The organism is Jeotgalibacillus terrae, from assembly GCF_016908195.1.
Taxonomy (GTDB): domain Bacteria; phylum Bacillota; class Bacilli; order Bacillales; family Jeotgalibacillaceae; genus Jeotgalibacillus; species Jeotgalibacillus terrae.
The window spans coordinates 76,887-95,385 of record NZ_JAFBDK010000005.1 but is presented as its reverse complement, the minus strand read 5'-3'; the positions used below and the strand labels follow the sequence as shown (position 1 = coordinate 95,385).

At 42.7% G+C, this 18,499-nt stretch carries 21 protein-coding genes; 9 read left to right on the top strand and 12 right to left on the bottom strand.

Annotation, left to right across the window (positions count from 1 at the left end; genetic code table 11):
• Positions 1 to 125 precede the first annotated feature (125 nt).
• Entirely contained in the window at positions 126 to 836 is a 711-nt protein-coding gene (locus tag JOD21_RS06195; protein ID WP_204728778.1) for an alpha/beta fold hydrolase, read from the top strand.
• Between the two features lie 220 nt (positions 837 to 1,056).
• On the opposite strand, the gene JOD21_RS06190 is transcribed toward JOD21_RS06195, so the two are convergent.
• Positions 1,057 to 1,755, bottom strand: a complete 699-nt coding sequence (locus JOD21_RS06190; protein ID WP_204728777.1) for a Type 1 glutamine amidotransferase-like domain-containing protein — start codon at positions 1,753 to 1,755, stop codon at positions 1,057 to 1,059.
• Positions 1,756 to 1,991: 236 nt separating this feature from the next.
• On the opposite strand from JOD21_RS06190, the gene JOD21_RS06185 reads away from it, so the two are divergent.
• Genes JOD21_RS06185 through JOD21_RS06160 form a run of 6 tightly spaced genes read left to right on the top strand, consistent with a single transcriptional unit; the run spans position 1,992 to position 6,626 of the window.
• Positions 1,992 to 2,717 carry a hypothetical protein gene (locus JOD21_RS06185; protein WP_204728776.1) on the top strand — a complete coding sequence of 242 codons (726 nt, stop codon included), beginning with the start codon at positions 1,992 to 1,994 and terminating at the stop codon, positions 2,715 to 2,717.
• Between the two features lie 12 nt (positions 2,718 to 2,729).
• A complete protein-coding gene (locus tag JOD21_RS06180) occupies positions 2,730 to 3,119 on the top strand; it encodes a GntR family transcriptional regulator (RefSeq protein WP_204728775.1) in 390 nt (129 codons plus the stop codon).
• Entirely contained in the window at positions 3,116 to 3,988 is an 873-nt protein-coding gene (locus JOD21_RS06175; protein WP_204728774.1) for an ATP-binding cassette domain-containing protein, read from the top strand. Before JOD21_RS06180 ends, JOD21_RS06175 begins: the two co-directional genes overlap by 4 nt.
• Complete coding sequence (locus JOD21_RS06170) at positions 3,981 to 4,916, top strand: ABC transporter ATP-binding protein (protein WP_204728773.1); 936 nt, start codon at positions 3,981 to 3,983, stop codon at positions 4,914 to 4,916. Before JOD21_RS06175 ends, JOD21_RS06170 begins: the two co-directional genes overlap by 8 nt.
• A complete protein-coding gene (locus JOD21_RS06165) occupies positions 4,909 to 6,135 on the top strand; it encodes an ABC transporter permease (RefSeq protein ID WP_204728772.1) in 1,227 nt (408 codons plus the stop codon). Before JOD21_RS06170 ends, JOD21_RS06165 begins: the two co-directional genes overlap by 8 nt.
• A gap of 50 nt (positions 6,136 to 6,185) precedes the next feature.
• A complete protein-coding gene (locus tag JOD21_RS06160) occupies positions 6,186 to 6,626 on the top strand; it encodes a GNAT family N-acetyltransferase (protein WP_204728771.1) in 441 nt (146 codons plus the stop codon).
• 65 nt (positions 6,627 to 6,691) lie between these two features.
• Here the strand turns inward: JOD21_RS06160 and JOD21_RS06155 are convergent, their stop codons facing one another.
• The 9 genes from JOD21_RS06155 to JOD21_RS06115 form a co-directional block, all read right to left on the bottom strand.
• The gene (locus JOD21_RS06155) at positions 6,692 to 7,957 is read right to left on the bottom strand and encodes an FtsW/RodA/SpoVE family cell cycle protein (protein WP_204728770.1); all 1,266 of its coding nucleotides are present in this window, start codon (positions 7,955 to 7,957) and stop codon (positions 6,692 to 6,694) included.
• A 7-nt stretch (positions 7,958 to 7,964) separates the two neighbouring features.
• The gene (locus JOD21_RS06150; protein WP_204728769.1) at positions 7,965 to 8,372 is read right to left on the bottom strand and encodes a PadR family transcriptional regulator; all 408 of its coding nucleotides are present in this window, start codon (positions 8,370 to 8,372) and stop codon (positions 7,965 to 7,967) included.
• Positions 8,373 to 8,376: 4 nt separating this feature from the next.
• Positions 8,377 to 8,910 carry a sigma-70 family RNA polymerase sigma factor gene (locus JOD21_RS06145; RefSeq protein WP_204728768.1) on the bottom strand — a complete coding sequence of 178 codons (534 nt, stop codon included), beginning with the start codon at positions 8,908 to 8,910 and terminating at the stop codon, positions 8,377 to 8,379.
• 340 nt (positions 8,911 to 9,250) lie between these two features.
• Complete coding sequence (locus JOD21_RS06140; RefSeq protein WP_204728767.1) at positions 9,251 to 9,781, bottom strand: GrpB family protein; 531 nt, start codon at positions 9,779 to 9,781, stop codon at positions 9,251 to 9,253.
• Between the two features lie 35 nt (positions 9,782 to 9,816).
• Positions 9,817 to 10,251: an SRPBCC domain-containing protein gene (locus tag JOD21_RS06135; protein WP_204728766.1), complete on the bottom strand. Its 435-nt coding sequence runs from the start codon at positions 10,249 to 10,251 to the stop codon at positions 9,817 to 9,819.
• 94 nt (positions 10,252 to 10,345) lie between these two features.
• Positions 10,346 to 10,843 (bottom strand): DinB family protein, encoded by a 498-nt coding sequence (locus tag JOD21_RS06130; protein WP_204728765.1) that lies wholly within the window; start codon positions 10,841 to 10,843, stop codon positions 10,346 to 10,348.
• Between the two features lie 59 nt (positions 10,844 to 10,902).
• Complete coding sequence (locus JOD21_RS06125; RefSeq protein ID WP_204728764.1) at positions 10,903 to 11,583, bottom strand: phosphopantothenoylcysteine decarboxylase domain-containing protein; 681 nt, start codon at positions 11,581 to 11,583, stop codon at positions 10,903 to 10,905.
• 47 nt (positions 11,584 to 11,630) lie between these two features.
• A complete protein-coding gene (locus tag JOD21_RS06120) occupies positions 11,631 to 11,942 on the bottom strand; it encodes a DUF3784 domain-containing protein (protein ID WP_204728763.1) in 312 nt (103 codons plus the stop codon).
• 90 nt (positions 11,943 to 12,032) lie between these two features.
• On the bottom strand, positions 12,033 to 13,334 hold the full coding sequence (locus tag JOD21_RS06115; protein ID WP_204728762.1) for a S41 family peptidase: 1,302 nt from the start codon (positions 13,332 to 13,334) through the stop codon (positions 12,033 to 12,035).
• A 445-nt stretch (positions 13,335 to 13,779) separates the two neighbouring features.
• Here JOD21_RS06115 and abc-f point away from each other — a divergent pair, with 445 nt between their 5' ends.
• Positions 13,780 to 15,246: a ribosomal protection-like ABC-F family protein gene (abc-f, locus tag JOD21_RS06110; protein ID WP_380269431.1), complete on the top strand. Its 1,467-nt coding sequence runs from the start codon at positions 13,780 to 13,782 to the stop codon at positions 15,244 to 15,246.
• Between the two features lie 154 nt (positions 15,247 to 15,400).
• Here abc-f and JOD21_RS06105 read toward each other — a convergent pair whose 3' ends face one another.
• Both JOD21_RS06105 and JOD21_RS06100 read right to left on the bottom strand, forming a co-directional pair.
• Positions 15,401 to 16,603 (bottom strand): MFS transporter, encoded by a 1,203-nt coding sequence (locus JOD21_RS06105; RefSeq protein WP_204728760.1) that lies wholly within the window; start codon positions 16,601 to 16,603, stop codon positions 15,401 to 15,403.
• A gap of 86 nt (positions 16,604 to 16,689) precedes the next feature.
• On the bottom strand, positions 16,690 to 17,220 hold the full coding sequence (locus JOD21_RS06100; RefSeq protein ID WP_204728759.1) for a TetR/AcrR family transcriptional regulator: 531 nt from the start codon (positions 17,218 to 17,220) through the stop codon (positions 16,690 to 16,692).
• 239 nt (positions 17,221 to 17,459) lie between these two features.
• Here JOD21_RS06100 and JOD21_RS06095 point away from each other — a divergent pair, with 239 nt between their 5' ends.
• Entirely contained in the window at positions 17,460 to 18,452 is a 993-nt protein-coding gene (locus JOD21_RS06095) for an LLM class flavin-dependent oxidoreductase (protein WP_204728758.1), read from the top strand.
• The last annotated feature ends 47 nt before the right edge of the window (positions 18,453 to 18,499 follow it).

Here is an 18,499-nt window from a genome sequence, read left to right as displayed (position 1 = left end):
TTTAATATGCTGCTAGTCTGCATGTTAAGTAAACGCCTTCATGATATAATCCATTTGTAAGTTTTTATGCAGTAAAACATATTTTATGTTGTTTGTATGATTAGTAAAGAGGCAGGTGGACGAATATGATTTTGAATACACACATTACCGGTGACGGAGAACCTTTGATACTGATTCATTCAGGAGGGATGACGGGGCTTACCGAGTACCAGGAACAGAGCGAATATTTTTCAGTAAGAAACTTTAAAGTCATTAGGCCTGATTTGAGAGGGCACGGAAAGTCTCCTGGGGAACTTGATCACTACTTCAATCGATGTGTACAGGATTTAAGTGATACGCTGGAATCTCTAAATGTTGAACAATGTCATATCGCAGGGGTTTCTATAGGCGGCATTGCAGCTTTAATGTTCGCGAAAGCTCATCCGGGTAAGGTAAAGTCTCTCAGTTTTTCCGGAGTGCTTCCTTCAGTGCCTGTCAATTGGACAGAACTCTCAAATGAAGAAGCTGCATCATATGATCAATTGTTTGATAACCAGGAGGCTGTAACGTTTTTAAACGACATTCATGGCGACAATGATTGGAAGGCCACACTTCAATCTTTTACCGCTGAAGATTTTTACCCTTTTGATGAGACAGGAGATGTTTCAAGTCTTAAAACTCCAACATTATGCGTTGTTGGTGATCAACAGGAGCTTGAAGTCTCAGCTGCTTTAACTTATAAGCAACTAAATCAGAATATCAACATATCAGTTATTCCTTTTTCCGGACATTTGGTACATAGAGAACAACCAGACTTATATTCTGAAGTGTTACATACGTTTATTAAAAATATTTAATATTTTTATATGAAGTGATGGTTCAAATGCTTGGACGAAAAGATAAACCACCCTGCGCCGTCGGAAGCAAAAGGGTGGTTCTCTCAAATAACATTTAAATGACAACCACCACACTGACGGCAGAGGCTGCAGAATAGAAGAGTTAGCGCTCTTCTCTTATTATAACCATCTTCCCTTAATACGTTAACAGAGTCATCACAAAAAACACAGCTGACAAAAGTTACTTCCTTAAATATTCTGTCTCAACGCTTACCTCTTCAATTTCCCCATCCACACGCTGAATAAAATAAGCCTGCGCATGTTTTCTGGAACTGACAGAAGCAGATAGAGTTTCATCAATGAAGTGCAGCGCTACACCGTCATCAACTGCGTAACCCTCTTTTATTTCCCCTTCCAGTATCAATTCATAGTAAGAGGGCTTTCTCTTAATTTCTCCATCAAAATGAGGACAGTTACTGCCACTCAGCAAGCCTAGCCCGTTGATTTTATAGAGCGGCGCATTCAATGGGTCAGTCAGCCCCTCTTCAAACCAGCAGACCGAACCCGCACTGATTCCTGCAAGAATAACCCCCTGTTCGTACGCTTTCTTCAAAATTACATCCAGTCCCCATTCTTTCCACAAAGCAAGCATGTTCCGGGTGCTGCCTCCACCGACGTAAATGATATCCTGATCAAGCACAAATTGTTCCAGGTCATTGAATGCCGGCTGAAACAGGGATAAGTGAGTTGGATGGCACGCAAGCGTTTTAAACGCTTCGTAAAATCTATGTATATAGTTATCCTGATCTCCGCTTGCAGTTGGAACAAAACATACTTTTGGAGCTACTGTTTCGGCTTGATCTAATATGTACTGATCCAGCAGAAGATTCTCCGGCTCCATCGAAAAACCTCCGCCGCCTAACGCTATAATTTGTCTCATTTATCGCTCTCCTTTGGTTATTAGTAGACCTCATATGAATCTGATATGAATGCTAACAAGCTTCCGCTGAACCACCACTTAACACTATTATTCAACTTTCAGTATTCATCATCCTCTTTATCAAATGGATTTTAATTACTACTTCAAAAACAGTTGAACTATTCTTTCACCTGTTTTATAGTGTGTATATAGACATACACACTTATACACTAAAAAAAGGAAAGGAGCTTATGCAGATGGATACTATGCGTAAAGCATTCTGGCTGGCAAAGCTCGAATTGGATGTATCAAAAAAACATTATTTACTTCTGCTTTTGATTGCAGGCATCTACACTTTTTTCTTTTATCTGACGATGCCTCCTTACCTTGAAGAAAATATCTTTCTGTTGGATGCTTTTCTTATTATTTACGTCGGCTCCCTCGCTTTTTCGATTAAACCGAAAAACTTTCAATATCAGAAATTAGATGACGGATTATATGCTTCACCCTATTTTGCGATGCTGAATCAGCTTCCTATCAAACGTAATGTACTTGTGGCAAGCCGCTTTATATTACCTTACCTTTCTATTTTTATAGGGATCACAATCGTTCTGGTTGGCACCTATATTTTCTCAACAGACCTTCGGGAAGCCATTGAGCCGCTGCCTATGATTGCACTGATCATCACCTGGCTTTGTATCAGTTTTTCTATTGGCGGGATCTTCCCTGCCAGTGATCCAGGTGATCAGATTAAACGGTTTACGTTTTTCTGGTCGTATATGATCATCATCGTGTTTTTTGTTGGCATGTATCTGATTTTTCAAGTATGGCTTGATACAGGTTTTTTCAAATGGACGATCCAGATGGCTAATGATTTCACTATTCTTTCAATCATTGTGTCTATTCTTATTGCATGTCTTGTCACGTGGTACTGGTTCAATCATGCTAAGAAGCAAATCCAAAAAAATGATTACTTACAATAAAGGAGGGCTGACATGAATCTTCCAATTCGGCTTTCCAAGTCTTCCCGGGAACCGATCTATCATCAGATCGAAAACCAGATCAAAGCACTGATTGCAAGCGGACAGCTGGCAACCGGAGACCCCCTTCCTTCTATCAGGTTATTGGCAAAGGAGCTCGAGATCAGCTCCATTACAATCAGAAGAGCCTATCAGAACCTTGAGTATAGTGGATTCATCCAGACCTCTCAGGGAAAGGGAACATTTGTCGCAGAGGTGGATCCTGCTATGAAAACATCAATGGCCAGTCAGGCAGTTGAAGATGCAATTTCGAAAGCAATCTCTATAGCACGACAACATGAATGTTCAGATGAGGACATCGTTCGCATGGTCAAAACGCTGCTTCAAAAGGAGGAAAACCAATGACTTTCCCATTAACGATCAGGAATATCGAAAAATCCATTGACGAATTTCATTTGAACATTCAGGACCTTACCTTTGAAGAAGGAACCATTAGTGCGATAGTCGGGACAAATGGTGCCGGAAAAAGTACCTTTTTCAAAATGCTGATGAACCTTGTCAAACAGGACAACGGAGAGATTGAGGTGTTTGGTCATTCTGTCAGGGGCGAAGATGACGCATGGAAACAGCAGATCGCTTATCAGGCTCAGACAATGATTGGCTGTGATGCTTTCACAGGCGAACAGCTGCGTAACCTGATGGCAGAAGTCTATCCGTCATGGGACGAATCGCTGTTCAGAAGATTCTCCGAAAAGCTGAACATTCCACTGAATAAGAAAGTTCAGAAGCTGTCTCCCGGTGTGAAGACGAAGTTAAATCTTGCATTAAACTTTGGAAAAAATACTCCCATTCTCATGCTGGATGAGCCGACAGCTGCGATGGACATTCCGTCGAGAAATTATTTTATTCAGTTTTTACTTGAGCTGATGGAAAGAGGAGACAGAACGGTGCTGATTGCATCGCATCAGGCAGACGATATTAAAAAGCTTGCTGACTACCTTGTATTCATTAACAAAGGATCTGTTACACGTCTGCTTGAAAAAGATTCGCTCGTATCATCTTACCGGTTGTTCTGGCTGAAGGAAGAGCCGCAAGTAAGCCGCATACCTGGTGAGATTAAGCGTACCTATAAGAAGGTTATTTTATCAAATCACCCGGAAGCTACGATGGCCTATCTTTCTAAAAACGGGCTGGTCATTGTTGATGAGCAAGTACCTGAGCTTGAGGATATTATTCAGGAAATTTTAATGGAAGGGGAAATGATTAATGTCTGAAATTGCGCTTACCGTCCAAAGTCTTCAGAAGTCATTTAAAGATCAGCAGGTGCTTCACGACGTTTCATTCAATGTAAGAAAGGGAGAAATCACAGCCCTCCTCGGTCCAAACGGTGCCGGAAAATCAACGACCATCAGAAGTATTATGGGCATTCTCTATCCGGATCACGGAACGATCAAATTCCACGGTGAGAAGGAGGGCCAGATTCCAAAGCATAAAATCGGCTACCTGCCGGAGGAACGCGGTCTGTATAAGAACGTGAAGATTATGGATATTCTGCTCTACTTTGCAGAGCTCAAGGACTATCCGCAGAAAAAGGCAAAAGAGCGTGCATTGTCTTATCTGAAAAAGTTCGGCCTTGAGGGAAAAGATAAAGTTTCAATTGAAGAGCTCTCAAAAGGAATGGGTCAGAAAGTTCAGTTCATCGCATCTATCATCCATGAACCGGAGCTGTTGATTTTAGATGAACCGTTCTCAGGACTTGATCCTGTCAGTCAGGAAGTATTCAAGGAAGAGATCAGAGAGCTTGCCAGAAATGGAACGGCCATTCTTCTCTCAGCCCACCAGATGAATCTAGTTGAGGAAATGGCAGACCGCTTGATCATGATTCATAAAGGCAGAGAAGTGATCAGCGGGACAATGGATGAAGTAAAAAGAGAGTACGCAAGCTTCAAGTGCACAATTCACGGTCTAAATGATGAGAATAAACTGAAGACGATTCCTTATGTGACCAGGGTTGAGCAGCAGGATAACGTATCTGTTCTGTTTCTGGATCAGAACCTGAAAGCGGCAGAATGGATCCGCAAGCTGCCTTCAGACATTCAGATCGAGGAATTCAGACTGGATCGGATTTCGCTTCATGAAATCTTTATTGACGTTGCCTCAGATCGGACACTTGCAGCAGAGGAGGAAGAAAAATATGCGTAACAGTTTAAAAGTCGCCCGCTGGGAATTCAAACGGAATGTCAAAAATAAATCGTTCATTATTTCACTCCTGTTAACACCGGTGCTTTTCATTCTATTCGCTACCCTCCCGACACTGTTATCAGGATCAGGTGATGACGCAGAACCGGTCAATGTCTCTGTGTCAGATCCGTCCGGCATATGGGCAGAACAAATTGAGCCTTACCTCAGCAATGCTGACCTGAACTGGGAGACCAGCGTTGTAACTGCTTCTCCTGATGAATGGAGAGACGGGTTGGATGAGGATGAAAGCGCGGTGTATCTTGCGCTTGATGAAGCTGCTCTAAGTGAGGGGCAGATCACCTATTACACTACGGAGGATACACCTGACTCATTTGCAGGTGAGGTCCAGCTTCTTGCAGCACCACTACAGCAGCTGAATCTGCAAAATGCCGGGCTATCAGCAGAACAGATGGCTGCTGTGACGAACGGGATTCAGTTTAATGCAGAAGAACTGTCAGACTCAGAGCAGGCTGCTGATACAGGGGTTAATGAACTCGCGCGTATCATTCCGGGTGCATTCGCCGGGCTGATTTTATTCTCTATCGTGATGACAGGGATGATGATCTTCCAGAGTGCTTCACAGGAAAAGAAGGAAAAAGTATCTGAAATTGTTCTTTCATCACTGACACCAAGTGACTTGATGCAGGGAAAAATCATCGGCTACTTTTGGCTTGGTATGCTTCAAGTTGGGGTATGGCTGCTGATTGCACTGCCATTTGTGATCTGGAGGTTCAATGACTTCCCTATTATGGAATACCTATTCGTACCGGAGCTCGCGCTGCTGATTGTCATCGCACTGATTGGTTACCTGTTATTCGCCGCTCTCTTTGTCGGACTTGGTGCAACTGTTGAAGACATCAGCTCGACAAGTAACTTCCAGGGCATGATTATGATGCTGCCATTTTCTCCGCTGATTCTGATCGGACCTATTCTATCCGATCCAAATGGACTTGCAGCACAGGTTGGTACCTATATTCCATTTACCTCCCCTGCTGTTATGATCATGCGATTATCATTACTTGAAGAATGGCCTTGGGTTGAAATCGGTATTGCACTGGCGATTCTAGTTCTATCCGTGTGGCTTGTAATGAAGCTTGCCGGAAAAATCTTTGAAGTCGGCATCCTGTTATACGGGAAAAATGCTTCAATGGGCGAGATTATGAAGTGGGTTCGTTCGTAGTTGGTTAAAAGCAGTGGAGAGGCTGAGCCAGCCGCGCTGAAAGGAGAATGATGATGACTGAAGAAGCAAAACAATTAACCACAGAACAGGAATGGACAAACGCTTTTCAGGTTATGAAGCAGCTCCGTACACACCTTAATCTAAATACCTACCTGAAATTAGTACGTGAAGCACACGAAAAAGATCGTTATGAAATGCATGCGTTATATGATAACGGTGAAATCGTCTCTGTGATTGGCTTCAAGCCAATGATTACACTGTATTACGGCCGGTTCATCTGGGTATGTGATTTGGTGACTGATCAAAGTCAGCGATCAAATGGTTATGGCGAAAAGCTGATCACCTATGTTCATGAATGGGCAAAGGATAAAAATTATGAAAGTGTGGCCCTGTCTTCAGGACTGCAGCGTGAGGATGCCCATCGCTTTTATGAGGAGAGATTGAATTACGATAGAGTGAGTTATGTGTTTAAAAAGAACCTGAAGGAATAAAAGTAAGGGAAGTAACACGCGATTCCTTCAATAGGTGAATCACGTGTTACTTCCCTTCTTTATAGCTACGCAAAACTCCCCGACACAAGGCTTTTACGCCGATACACACTCAACACAATCCCAATCAAAAAGGCATTAAACAGCGTTGGCATCAGCCCGTAGCTGATAAAAGGCAGTGAGATTGATGTGAGTGGCAGCAGTCCAAGCATCATGGCAATATTATAGACGAACTGAACAATGAAAAGCGTCATGCTTCCCGTGAGAAGCAGTTTGCCAAATGAACTGTTCATATGGCGGGAAATCATGATCATTCTTATAGCGAAAAGCGATAGAATCAAAACAAGAATGAATGCAAAGGCATAACCATAATAAAATGTCATACTGGCAAATACATAGTCCGTGTGTGCATATGGAATGAACTCAAATCCTCCGGTCGTACCAAACCAGCCCGCTGATGAGAAGATCTCTTCCAGACGAAGATACATAAAGCCTGCCGCATCTGCGTACTTTTCAGGGCTCAAATAACCCATCAGTCTGTGCATTTGATATGCGTCTGCTGCCAAAAAGAATGGCACACCTCCTGAGGCGGTTAACACGAATGGAACAGCCGTCATCAGCATCACTTTTTTCTTACTGAATTGACTCCACCATAACATGACAAATACCATGACTGTATAGATCAAGGCAATTGAAAGGTTCGGGATAGAAAAGAATAGATAGAATGAGAAGATAAACAATAATACCATCTGCCAAATTCTCACCTTAGGATTATTTAAAAAAGATGCCCAGGCAAGAAAAAAGAAAGGGAGTGCCATCAAGCTTTCAATCGTAATGATTCCAAATGCTATGTAGGACTGTCCATGGATCATCGTCGTCGGAAAATACCTTAGGGTAAGTAGAAGAAATGAACCAAGTATATAAAACACCCACCCAAACCGCTCGATCTTCCGGTAATCAAACAGCATAATACCAACAGCTGCCACAACACCAAACAGCACAATGATGATCTTCTGCACCAGAAAAGCTTCTGTATAATCCAGCGTGATAATAGGTAAGAAGCCAAGTCCCATCGCAGCTGCGAGCAATGCAATCAGCATCCAGTCCACCTTCGGCTTATGCAGCCTGTTCAGCTCCTGGCCAAGCTTGACGGGGCTGCCCATCTGTTCGACCGCCTTCTCTTCTGCTGTGTCATCACTTAACCCTTTTTCCTGCCAGAAGCCCTTTGCCTTTTTCAGGTGGAACGTCAATTCTGTTGTGACAAAGTTCCTGGCTTCCTTTGATTTAATATGATTGGTGACTTCTTTTAAAAAGTGATCTCCTTTATTTTTCACTGCCCTCTCACTCCTGTGTCAGTTCTTTCAGTCCAAATTGTTTGTTGCCAGCAGCTTTCTCTGATTTTTGCAGCACCTTTTTACCCTTATTGGTCAGCTGATAATATTTCGCGCCGTCATGATCCCAGCCGGAATGAATCAGGTGGTCCTGTTCCAGGCGGTGCAGCAGCGTATACAGTGCACCTTCATTTCTATCAAAAGACTGGATGCCTCTCCCGCGCAACAGCTGAGACAAATCATAGCCTGTCTTTTCGCTGCCGAGAAGCTGTAAGACTGCTAACAGAATATCTTCTTCACGTTCATGAGATTGGGTGATTTTTTCGTGTACCCTTTTACGAAGCTGATCGGAAAAATCCAACTGTTTAAAGGTGGTCTGTTTCATAGATTTCCGCAGCCCTTTTAACCGGTCTTCCATATCGTTATTCCTCCAATCCTTCCTTCAGAAGTTCCTTTGCCCTTCTGAGTCTTGTTTTCACTGTATTTTCTTTTACATCAATTAACTGTCCGATTTCTTTCATTGATAATTCCTCAAAGTAAAACAGGTAGATCACTTCGCGGTATTGAACGGGTAAGTTCATCACCGCTGCAGCAAGCACATGATCCTCTTCATTCCGGATCACAGCCTGTTCTATATCGTCACTCCGGACACCTGTGAATTCCACTTCTTTTTCTGTGACGATCACCTTTTTGTGATACCAGCTCTTCATGTAGTCCTTGCAATGGTTAATCGCAATTCTCCATAACCATGTGCGCAGCTTCGCATGTCCTTTGTATGTATGAAGAGACTGATAACACTTCACGAATATATCCTGTGTCAGGTCCTCAGCAATTTCTTTGTTATGTACGTATGAATACACAAGCTGCAGAATCTCCTGCCCATATCGGTTCATGATCTCATCAATCATGGCCGCTTTGTCTTCTGTCTCAAACACCTCTGCTATACATTCATCCACTTCAGTGCCCCCTTTCACATTAATAGACGACGTGGTGTGTTAAAAAGTTTTTGAGTTAATAAAAATAGAGACGCAAATGCTGAAACCACTCACTAAAAGAATGATTGAGCATTTACGTCCTTTAAGTCCCTAATCGTTTTTCAGATTGCTTATCTCAATAGAAATATACAGTAAAAGCCCAAAGCTGCCACTGATAAAAATATTACTCTCTTCCATTAAGTTAGCGAAATCTAATGCTATCCCTGCCAGAATGCTGATCACTATAAACAAAAAGATTTTCATTTTGAGCCCCTTTAACTAAATGTAACTAATGCCTGCTTCATAGATGATACTGGTATACTCAATCAATCCTCTTTCTAAAAATTTCTTTAACAAAAGCTTCTTTATGATCCGTGTATTCTGTGATTCCTGCTGATGAATGCTTCAGGTAGTTTAACTTAAAATCTTCATACTGTTTTCGTGCTGTCTCATTTGCATTCAGATAATCTCTGAAGAAGATTAAGTTGTTCCAAAGTTCACTTTCAAATTCCACCAGGTGAATATAGTGCGTTTTTTTCTGATAGGTTGTATCAGTGAATTTCGCAAAGACAATCTCTCCTGGTCTTTCTACTTTCAGCCGTAAAAACCCGATCTCTTTAAAACCACTAATGATCGCTTCATCAAAATCCTGCAGGTTATCCACGCCTGCTGCGATATCTAAAATAGGCTTTGCTGCCATGCCCTCAATCGCCGTGCTCCCAATGTGTTCAACGCGATTCCCTTCAATAGGCGTGTGTGCTGCTATGTCTTTTTTGACTCTCTCAAACTCTTCTTTCCATTCCGGCGTGTAATCCACTAATCTTACTTCATTTCTTTTTAGACCTAACTTCATACAGTCATCTCCTTAGAAATGTAGTTTTGTATCACTCACTCTTCTTCCGCTAACTCCTTAATCCGCTCTAAAGCCTTCGGTAGCCGAATCCCAAACGTCTCTTCCTGTTCTTTTGGAATATCAGTTTTTATAACCAGAAGCGTACCACCGTTTTCTTCTGTAAGAGTATAGCTCTCCCTACCGCCAGTCCACTCCTGCTCCCGTTCCTGCTGTCCGATTTCTTTTGTGTCAGCGCTGTGCCTGAATGATACATACTCATGAGGACGCAGCTCCTCTACCAAACTTATTACACCATAGCCATTTACAGACGAGATGAATTCGACCGTATGTCCTTCTTGCAGGAGACCCTTCATATAAGTACCTTCATCAATCAGATCAGCCCAATTCCGGAATGTCTCATCATCCCAGAGAACCTTCCAGACACGTTCTCTTGAAGCATAAATATGGATTAAAAAGTGCGTTTCTTTCATTGTGTGATCTTCCTCTCTGCAAAAGATATAAGGTGCTTCTCGGATATAAATGCTGATTAATCAACTCTCACTTTCCTGCTCTCCTTTTCGACTTTTAACGAATTTTTAGATTTATGTCCTCAAGTTGACGGGTATGATGACGGAAATGCATGCCGATCAAATCGTACCATTCCTGGGCATTTAACCAACCGAATCCTCCGTGTCTTATTTTATATTCCGGATTCGATTCAGCGGCCGTTCCCCTTAAACGTTTCATTCTTGCAGAAAGCTCATTCAATCTGATCAAAAGAAATTCTTTGCTATCAGTATTACTCGGAGGTGTATTTAATTCATCTGGAAGTTTTATTTTTATTGGCGGAAAGCCGCCTCTTGTAAAGAGTTGTGCACCAAAATCGGTTTTTCCTGAATTTTGTTTTGTTTTCAATGTTGCACAGGCTTCTACCCGATCCAGATATTCATGTGCCACCACAATCACATGATCATACACCTGATTAACTGACCAGGCTCCAGCAGCTGGCTGATACCTTAATTGTTCAGGAGAGTATTTTTTAAGATCCGTTTTATACGTTTCAATCAGTGTTAATCCACTCATATAAACCGCTCCTTTTACCGGCACTTATATAAAGCAACTGATGTACATTATAAAATGCATTATAGACAACTCTTTTGTAACAGCTTCTGATCAATAAACTGCATCAGTTTTTCTGATGTGTCTTCTTTACCGGAACATTTATATATGTCGTGATGATGATTGATAATATAATGCGCTGCCGCAGCGGAATACAAAGATTCAGATGAATTTGCTACCATCAAGTCAGCATCAGATGTATGCATTCTCTGTTTGGCTCTATCCAAAAGCGTTATGTAATCAGCATCGCTTTCAAGCTTGAAGCCGACTAGCAGGACGTGTGGATCCCATTCTTTAATTTGCTTTAAAATCTTAGGCGCTTTTTTAAAATGAATGATTGGCGGATTGTCACTTGATAATTTTCCCTGCTGTGACAAAACCTCACCGTCCTGACCAATCATTTTATCTACGATCCAATCAGACCCGGCAGCCGCCATAATGACCACGTCTATTTTTTCATTTAAAATGATCTTCTTCATCTTTTCCTGAAGATCCATAATCCCTTCAAAACTTTCACATGTAACTTCAGCATCCGGCTTGTCTGCGAAATAGCCGTGAAGATAGGTAACATTCGCTCCCTGTGATAAGGCTTCTTCAGCAATCATTTTCCCAATCGTCCCTTTAGCCAGGTTTGTATGCCCCCTGACTTGATCCCATTTCTCCAGACAGCCCCCGCTGGTGATAAGTACATTTTTATTGAACATTTAACTTCCACCTCAAAACATATAACTGTATTTCGCACCAATTTGTATCAAACAACCGATTTAGATAATCGATTCATATACCATATTAATAGAATGGTGGTTACTATGACTAAAACGAACAGGACCTGACCAGCTATGCTGCCGAAAAATGCAAAGCCGAGTGGAAAAACAAGCATCAATATGCCAAGAATCATAAGATACAATCCCGTTGCTCCAGCCAATTTATTTTTATCCCCTTTAAAAGTTTCTTCGTTAAACCCGGCAATCAAAGTCAGTTCTTTCTTTTTCCCAATCTGATAACTGAAAAAGAAGAGAATCCCACTTACAAAAAAGCAAACGATCATACCACCTGCAAACACTCGTGAACCTCCCTCATCAAAACAACGGAACAACCAGCGCACCGACTAAGATACCCGCCACAAATATCAACCCATACAGCAATTTTCTATTCATCTCATCTCACCGCTTCCTTCATATTGTCCTGTCACACTCTTCAAACGGTCCATCACTGCTTCCAAATCAACATCCCGCCCCAGATGCTCAGGGCTCCACTCAATGTACACATCAGGCTCAATGCCGCGTCCTGTCTGGTAATGATCAGGGTTCTGATACACGAGCTTTGAAGTTGGATATCCCAGGACAAAGCCTTCTCCAAGATTTAGCGAAGCGACATTGCTGTAATCGTTAATTCCCATGGTAGACCGGCCTATTACCGTAACTTTTTCTGACCACTTGACCGTTTCCACAAATGAATCCCCGGAGCTTCTACAGTAAATATCAGATAAGACAAAAATGTGTTCAGGCCTTTCATAACCGCTTATTTTATCTACCTTCATCACCTGTTCAAAAGGAAACCGCTGAAATCCGCTGTCCCGTTTCTCCTGCCATTGTTCCACAAAGAAACTTAAAATCTTCCGCGTCTCTTCTTCCTCAACTGCATTAAGCGCTTCATTTAATTCCGCAAGCTGATTTTGTGCCGTTCTTTCCGTGCAATTAAACAGCATTTCCGGACTCATCTCAGACGGATCTATTTCTTCAGTTCCAAAGATAAATGGAAAAAAAGGATAATAGGATGAATCACTGCCACCGTAATTCACTCTTACATCAAAAATCAATGCCTTAGCAGACTCATAGGCTTCTGCATGCTTTTTGAATAACTGATATACAGCATCCGGATCCGCAAAATCAGTCAGCTTGATCAGGTGAATCCCAGGTTCAATTTCTTTTGAAGAATATTCAGGTGTATACACAGGTTTTTTCTTTCTATGTATCTCATATACTGTCCGTTCACCTGAGCTATGTTCCACTTCTATTACTCCAGCCAAAAGCAGCACTGGATTCCAGTCCTGCCGCGCTTCTTTTTCCTGATAAAGCTTCCTTGCATATATATCAGCTGCCTCAGGAATACGCTTCCCATCTACTGAAATGATTTTATCCCCTGCTTGAAAACGCGTATCCTCAGACTCGGTGATGTACAGGAACCCCCTATATCTTCTCACTCGCAAGCCAGCCCACTCAGCGGGACTACCATTCCGATCAGCCACAGTAAATGAAACGTGTCTGTCTCTGAAATCCAGCAAATAATCCTTCACAATGGCTGTAAAGGCAGCGCGCGACTCCGGAGTAGCAGGATCAAGCGTCTCTATCTTCTTTCTGAATAATTCAGGCTGGTCCCACCCTTTTTTATCAAGAAAGCCGGAATAGTCATGGTGCATGACATCAACAATCTTTTCGAACATATCTATATACATATCGCTCCCCTTTTCGATTTTGGCTGTAAATTATGTCATACTATTCTTACTATTATAACTGAAATACTTTTGCATTTGAGGGGCTAAATGGAAATTACATTCATCATCAGTGGAGATTAAGGGGGAGTATCATGTACAGCGGTCAAGACTTTGAGGACCTCCCAACCGGGTCACGAATAAGCTATGAACATTTTTGTTCTGTTTGATTCTCCTGCCCCCACCCCTTATACTGTACCTAACTCACAAGAAGGGATGATGGATGGCAGATGATTAACTAATTCTATTTTACACGTCAAAATGTATACGCATTTTTACGAAAAAATAGGATCAGTCTGCACATAACTATCCCTTTACGATAAAGGCTTATTTATGCATACACACTTATCCTTCCGCCGCTGCGGGAGGATTTTTTGACAAAGATGCGTGTACATTCAACCCATCTGAAATGGAGGTTGCATGTATGCCGATTGAATTAAAACATATACATTTTAGCTATGATTTACTGGACCAGCCCCTCTTTGACGATGTGTCATTCACGCTTGATGACAAGTGGCGGCTCGGGCTTGCAGGTCGCAACGGCCGCGGGAAAACCACACTGCTCAGGCTCCTGATGGGTCAGTTGGTTTATGAAGGAGAGATGGTGACAGACCTTGAGTTTGTCTACTTCCCTCTTCCAATCCGCAGCCCTGAAAGTCCTGTCTTCACTGCGATTGATGAGGTCATGCCACTTGAAGTATGGAAGCTTGAGCGGGAATGCCAGCTGTTGGGGATGGATAAAGCGATTGTCTGGGAACCGTTCTCCCAGCTCTCAGGCGGGGAACAGACGCGCGTTATGCTTGCAGCCCTGTTCTGTGACGAAAACCGGTTTGCACTGCTTGATGAACCGACCAATCATCTTGACCTGCAGGGGCGTAAGCAGCTTGCCCGTTACCTGCAAAAGAAACAGGGCTATATCGTCGTCAGTCATGACAGACATTTTTTAGATACAGTCATTGATCATACGCTCGTTATTGAACGCAGCCAGGTGGCACTCTACCATGGAAATTTTTCAACGTATGAAGAACAGAAGGAACGGCAGGATCAGTTCGAGTTGGATCAGAATAAGTCCTTAAAATCCGAGATCGCACGCATTGAACAATCTGCAAAAGAGAAAGTTGACTGGGGGAAGCAGCGCGAGAAGCCGTCCGGCAATGACCCGTTTGGAAATGCGATTGCCAAGCGGATGATGAAGCGCGGTAAAGCGATCGAACAGCGAACCAATGCTAAAATCGAAGAAAAGAAAAAGCTGCTTAAAAACATCGAGAAAATCAGTGACTTAACGATCAATTGTGTCAGCAGCCACAGAAATCCGGTGCTGCGGGTAAAGGATTTCACACTGAGTTTCGGGGTTGAGCCACTATTTGAGCCAATCACCTTTGAACTCTTTCAGGGTGAGCAGCTCGCGATCACCGGGCCAAACGGTTCCGGCAAAACCACCCTGCTCAACTATCTGCAGGGCATGACAAAAGATGTGATTGTCAGCGGAGAGGTGCTGATTCCTCATGGCCTGACAACAAGCACCGTCTCACAGACCGCCTCACACACCGGTACACTAAAGGACTTTTCTGAAAAACATGGAATTGACTACACCCTCTTCCTTAACAACCTGAGGATTCTCGGATTTACCCGGGATGTGTTCAATGTACCAATCGAAGAAATGAGTGAAGGCCAGAAAAAGAAAGTCGAGCTCGCCAAATCACTCGGCACTGAAGCCGAATGCTACCTTTGGGACGAGCCGCTTAATTACCTGGATGTCTATAACCAGAAGCAGATTGAAAAAATGATTGAGGATCACCAGCCAACGCTGTTGTTTGTGGAGCATGATCATGTATTTGTGGAGCGTGTGGCGACGAAGGTTGTTAAATTGAAGTAATTAAATAGGGACGTAAATGCCCGGCCATTTCTTGATTGGCTTGCAGCTTTACGTCCCAGTAATTTGTTTAGTGTGATGTCATTGTTCGAAATTCTCTGTCCAGAATCATATACAAAACACTGCTCTCAAAGAAACCAGAGCAGCTCCTATTCTTTCACAGCTTCATTGTACCCTCTCCCTTTCTATCCTGAACGTTAAGGACTGGAGAGAATTTCTTATCGTTTATATCCAATTCGCTCACTTCTTTACTAATCCTTGTAGGAACGATTAGTCCTGCAAGGCCGATTACAGCGAATAAGATAAAGCTGAAGGGATAAGAAATGCCATCGATGGTTCCGCCTGCTACAAATGATCCGATAGATTGACCTGCCCCTAGAAATAAGAATGATAGGCCGACGCCCATTGACGGGAAGTTCGTGAAGATCCGCGTTGCCCAAACGATAAATATCCCTGTCATAAAAATGTACGTGATCCCAAAAAAGATAGCCGAGCCGTAAATGGCCGCACCAACTGGTATCGTAATAACGGCAAGAGCAACCATCATAAACGTAACGGTCAGGCGGTAGGATAAGCCAAGGCCAAATTTATTAATAAAACCTCCTGCAGCTGCTCCAACCATACCTGCAGCCCCCATCAAAATCCAAAAAACCACACTTTCAACATCGCTCATTGTATGAACATCAGTTAGATAGCTTCTTGAAAACGTCCAGAATATTGAAGAACTGATTCCTGTAATAAATGATGCTAAAAGCAGGAACTTCGCTTTCTTTATAGAAGGAAGCCACTTTGGCTGCTCTATCCCGTCAGTCTGAGAAGACTTGGACGGTATCTTTCTTGTATTCCAAACAGTCACAACGAAAGCAATCACGGCGAAAAGAATAAATGAAAACCTCCAGTGCGCTGTAAAGAAAAGAGCAATCGGCCCGGAAACAATCAGACCAAAGCTTGTTCCGCTATTCATCCATGTATTCCCTCTGTCTTTATCTTTATCCTTTAAGGAGTTTCCAGCTACTTGAGCATATGCCGGTGAAGCCCACCCGCTGCCAAGCCCTGCAATAAACGTACTCAACGCCAGAATAAGAAAATTGGGGGAAAACGCTATTCCCGACAAACCCAATATTGCACTCCATCCAGCGAATTGTATGACGCGTACTTGACCCCATTTCCGAATGAAATAGGAAGAAGTGATTAAAGCCAACGTATAAGAAGCATAGGCTGTTGAGCCAATAAAGCCTGCGTTATTCTCCGAAAGACTTAACGTTTCAGATATATCGGGCAGAAACAGCCCAAAGCTGAACCGGGCAAACGCAAAAGTGACACCAATCATTGCTAAACCGGGCAATACAAATTTCCACATAAATAAAATTCACTCCTTTTTAGATAGAACGATCATTATATTTTTAAGCAAAAAATAAAGTAAGCTGGTATGAATTCAGCTTACTCTTAAAAAGCCTTTTTTATCAGAATATATAGCTCATCAGCCGCCGCTTCTAACCCGACTACTTCCGCTAATGACGTAGCTCCCTCAAACAGCAAGGCTAACTGGGTGGCCTCCTTTTGAGCAAAACCATGCTTCTGTAAGAATGAAATAATTGACTCTTTATGTCCAATCGCCTGATTGACTATTGCTTCATTTTCAAAAGCATACTCCTCCTTTGCTCTTAAAAACATACATCCATTCGTCGATTCAGTACCAAGCCACTTAATATGTGATTGGCCCAAAATAAGCGCAAAAGATGATTTATCAGTCGTATTTCCCTCTTCTACAGCTGTATTCAAAAATGAAAAATAACGCTTTTCACGGGCAGACAGCACTTCTAAAATTAAATCTTCTTTCGAATCGAAGTGATTATACAACGTCATCAAAGCAACACCAGCCTCACTTACTACACGCTTAAGGCCAACACCGTGAAACCCATTCTCATAAAACAATCCATCTGCACACTCCAACAAATCCTGCTTTTTCTTACTCATACACACCAGCCTTAGATAGAATGATCACTCTAAAAGTAACATAGAAGATGATGTAGAGCAAGCCAGCCATTTTGATTGGAAGTCGTTCAGATTGAAAGAATGATTCGTTACTGCTATAGTTCACCTCAACTATAACAACAGAGAGGCTGAGTTCCTCCTGTTATTTATCAGACGTATCCAGAAGCTAACAAGATTACTTTTTTACCTAAGATCATTTAGTAGAGAGAAGGATGTTTCCAATGAAATTAAGTGTACTTGATCAAGCGCCTGTGACGAAGGGCCATACAGCAGTTGATGCACTCAGAAAATCCGAGGAACTGGCAATATTAGCTGATGAACTCGGCTACCACCGCATGTGGATGGCAGAACACCATGGGTTAGAATCCCATGTCAGCTCTGCACCTGAAATCATTGCAGCAAGACTTGCATCAAAAACAGAAAATATCAGAATTGGCACCGGTGGCGTGATGATGATGCATTACTCACCATTAAAACTAGCAGAAGTCTTCAAGACGCTGAGTGCATTTTCACCAGGCAGAATCGACTTCGGCGTCGGCCGAGCACCTGGTGGTGACAGCGGTGCCATGTATGCACTATCAGAGGGACGAAGACCTTTACTCGATAACATGTATGAAAAGTTTAAAATTGCCATGCAGCTGATCAATGATGAGGTCCCTGAAGGCAAATTGAATGGCTCAACCCCTGCAGTACCTGGTCATGTCACATTACCGGAAGCCTGGATGCTGGGATCAAGCGGAAACAGCGCGGTTGAAACAGCGAAGTTAGGTGCCGGGTATTCATTTGCACAGTTTTTTAATGGCCAGTTGAGCACAGACATCCTCGATGCATATCGATACCATTTCAGACCTTCAGCACTGATGGAAAAGCCTGAAATCAATGTGTGCTATATGGTCACAGCGGCGGAGACGCAAGAAGAAGCAGAATACGAAGCACTGCCGCAGGACATTGCCGGGCTATGGCTTTCTCAGGGTAAAATCGCTCAGCCGCTTACGCCGGAAGAAGCCAAAGACTACCCGCTAACAGAAATGGACAAAATCAAGATCCAGCATCGCCGTCCACTTCATATCGTCGGTGCAGCCAAAGATGTGGCTGACAGGCTGAAAGCAGAGCAGGAAAAGTACGGTTTCGATGAAGCCATGATCGTCAGTATCCCCCATTCTCAGGAAGCACGATTGAATGTTTATAGATTGCTTGCAAAGGAATTATTGTAAGGCAATGCTATTAAAGCGCTGAAGCAGATTTGCTTCAGCGTTTTATT

Bases quoted from the DNA above. Each gene is read 5' to 3' on its own strand.
- JOD21_RS06195 (WP_204728778.1), top strand. From the start codon at position 126: ATGATTTTGAATACACACATTACCGGTGACGGAGAACCTTTGATACTG.
- JOD21_RS06190 (WP_204728777.1), bottom strand. From the start codon at position 1,755: ATGAGACAAATTATAGCGTTAGGCGGCGGAGGTTTTTCGATGGAGCCG.
- JOD21_RS06185 (WP_204728776.1), top strand. From the start codon at position 1,992: ATGGATACTATGCGTAAAGCATTCTGGCTGGCAAAGCTCGAATTGGAT.
- JOD21_RS06180 (WP_204728775.1), top strand. From the start codon at position 2,730: ATGAATCTTCCAATTCGGCTTTCCAAGTCTTCCCGGGAACCGATCTAT.
- JOD21_RS06175 (WP_204728774.1), top strand. From the start codon at position 3,116: ATGACTTTCCCATTAACGATCAGGAATATCGAAAAATCCATTGACGAA.
- JOD21_RS06170 (WP_204728773.1), top strand. From the start codon at position 3,981: ATGTCTGAAATTGCGCTTACCGTCCAAAGTCTTCAGAAGTCATTTAAA.
- JOD21_RS06165 (WP_204728772.1), top strand. From the start codon at position 4,909: ATGCGTAACAGTTTAAAAGTCGCCCGCTGGGAATTCAAACGGAATGTC.
- JOD21_RS06160 (WP_204728771.1), top strand. From the start codon at position 6,186: ATGATGACTGAAGAAGCAAAACAATTAACCACAGAACAGGAATGGACA.
- JOD21_RS06150 (WP_204728769.1), bottom strand. From the start codon at position 8,372: ATGGAAGACCGGTTAAAAGGGCTGCGGAAATCTATGAAACAGACCACC.
- JOD21_RS06140 (WP_204728767.1), bottom strand. From the start codon at position 9,781: ATGAAGTTAGGTCTAAAAAGAAATGAAGTAAGATTAGTGGATTACACG.
- JOD21_RS06135 (WP_204728766.1), bottom strand. From the start codon at position 10,251: ATGAAAGAAACGCACTTTTTAATCCATATTTATGCTTCAAGAGAACGT.
- JOD21_RS06130 (WP_204728765.1), bottom strand. From the start codon at position 10,843: ATGAGTGGATTAACACTGATTGAAACGTATAAAACGGATCTTAAAAAA.
- JOD21_RS06125 (WP_204728764.1), bottom strand. From the start codon at position 11,583: ATGTTCAATAAAAATGTACTTATCACCAGCGGGGGCTGTCTGGAGAAA.
- JOD21_RS06115 (WP_204728762.1), bottom strand. From the start codon at position 13,334: ATGTATATAGATATGTTCGAAAAGATTGTTGATGTCATGCACCATGAC.
- abc-f (WP_380269431.1), top strand. From the start codon at position 13,780: ATGGAGGTTGCATGTATGCCGATTGAATTAAAACATATACATTTTAGC.
- JOD21_RS06105 (WP_204728760.1), bottom strand. From the start codon at position 16,603: ATGTGGAAATTTGTATTGCCCGGTTTAGCAATGATTGGTGTCACTTTT.
- JOD21_RS06100 (WP_204728759.1), bottom strand. From the start codon at position 17,220: ATGAGTAAGAAAAAGCAGGATTTGTTGGAGTGTGCAGATGGATTGTTT.
- JOD21_RS06095 (WP_204728758.1), top strand. From the start codon at position 17,460: ATGAAATTAAGTGTACTTGATCAAGCGCCTGTGACGAAGGGCCATACA.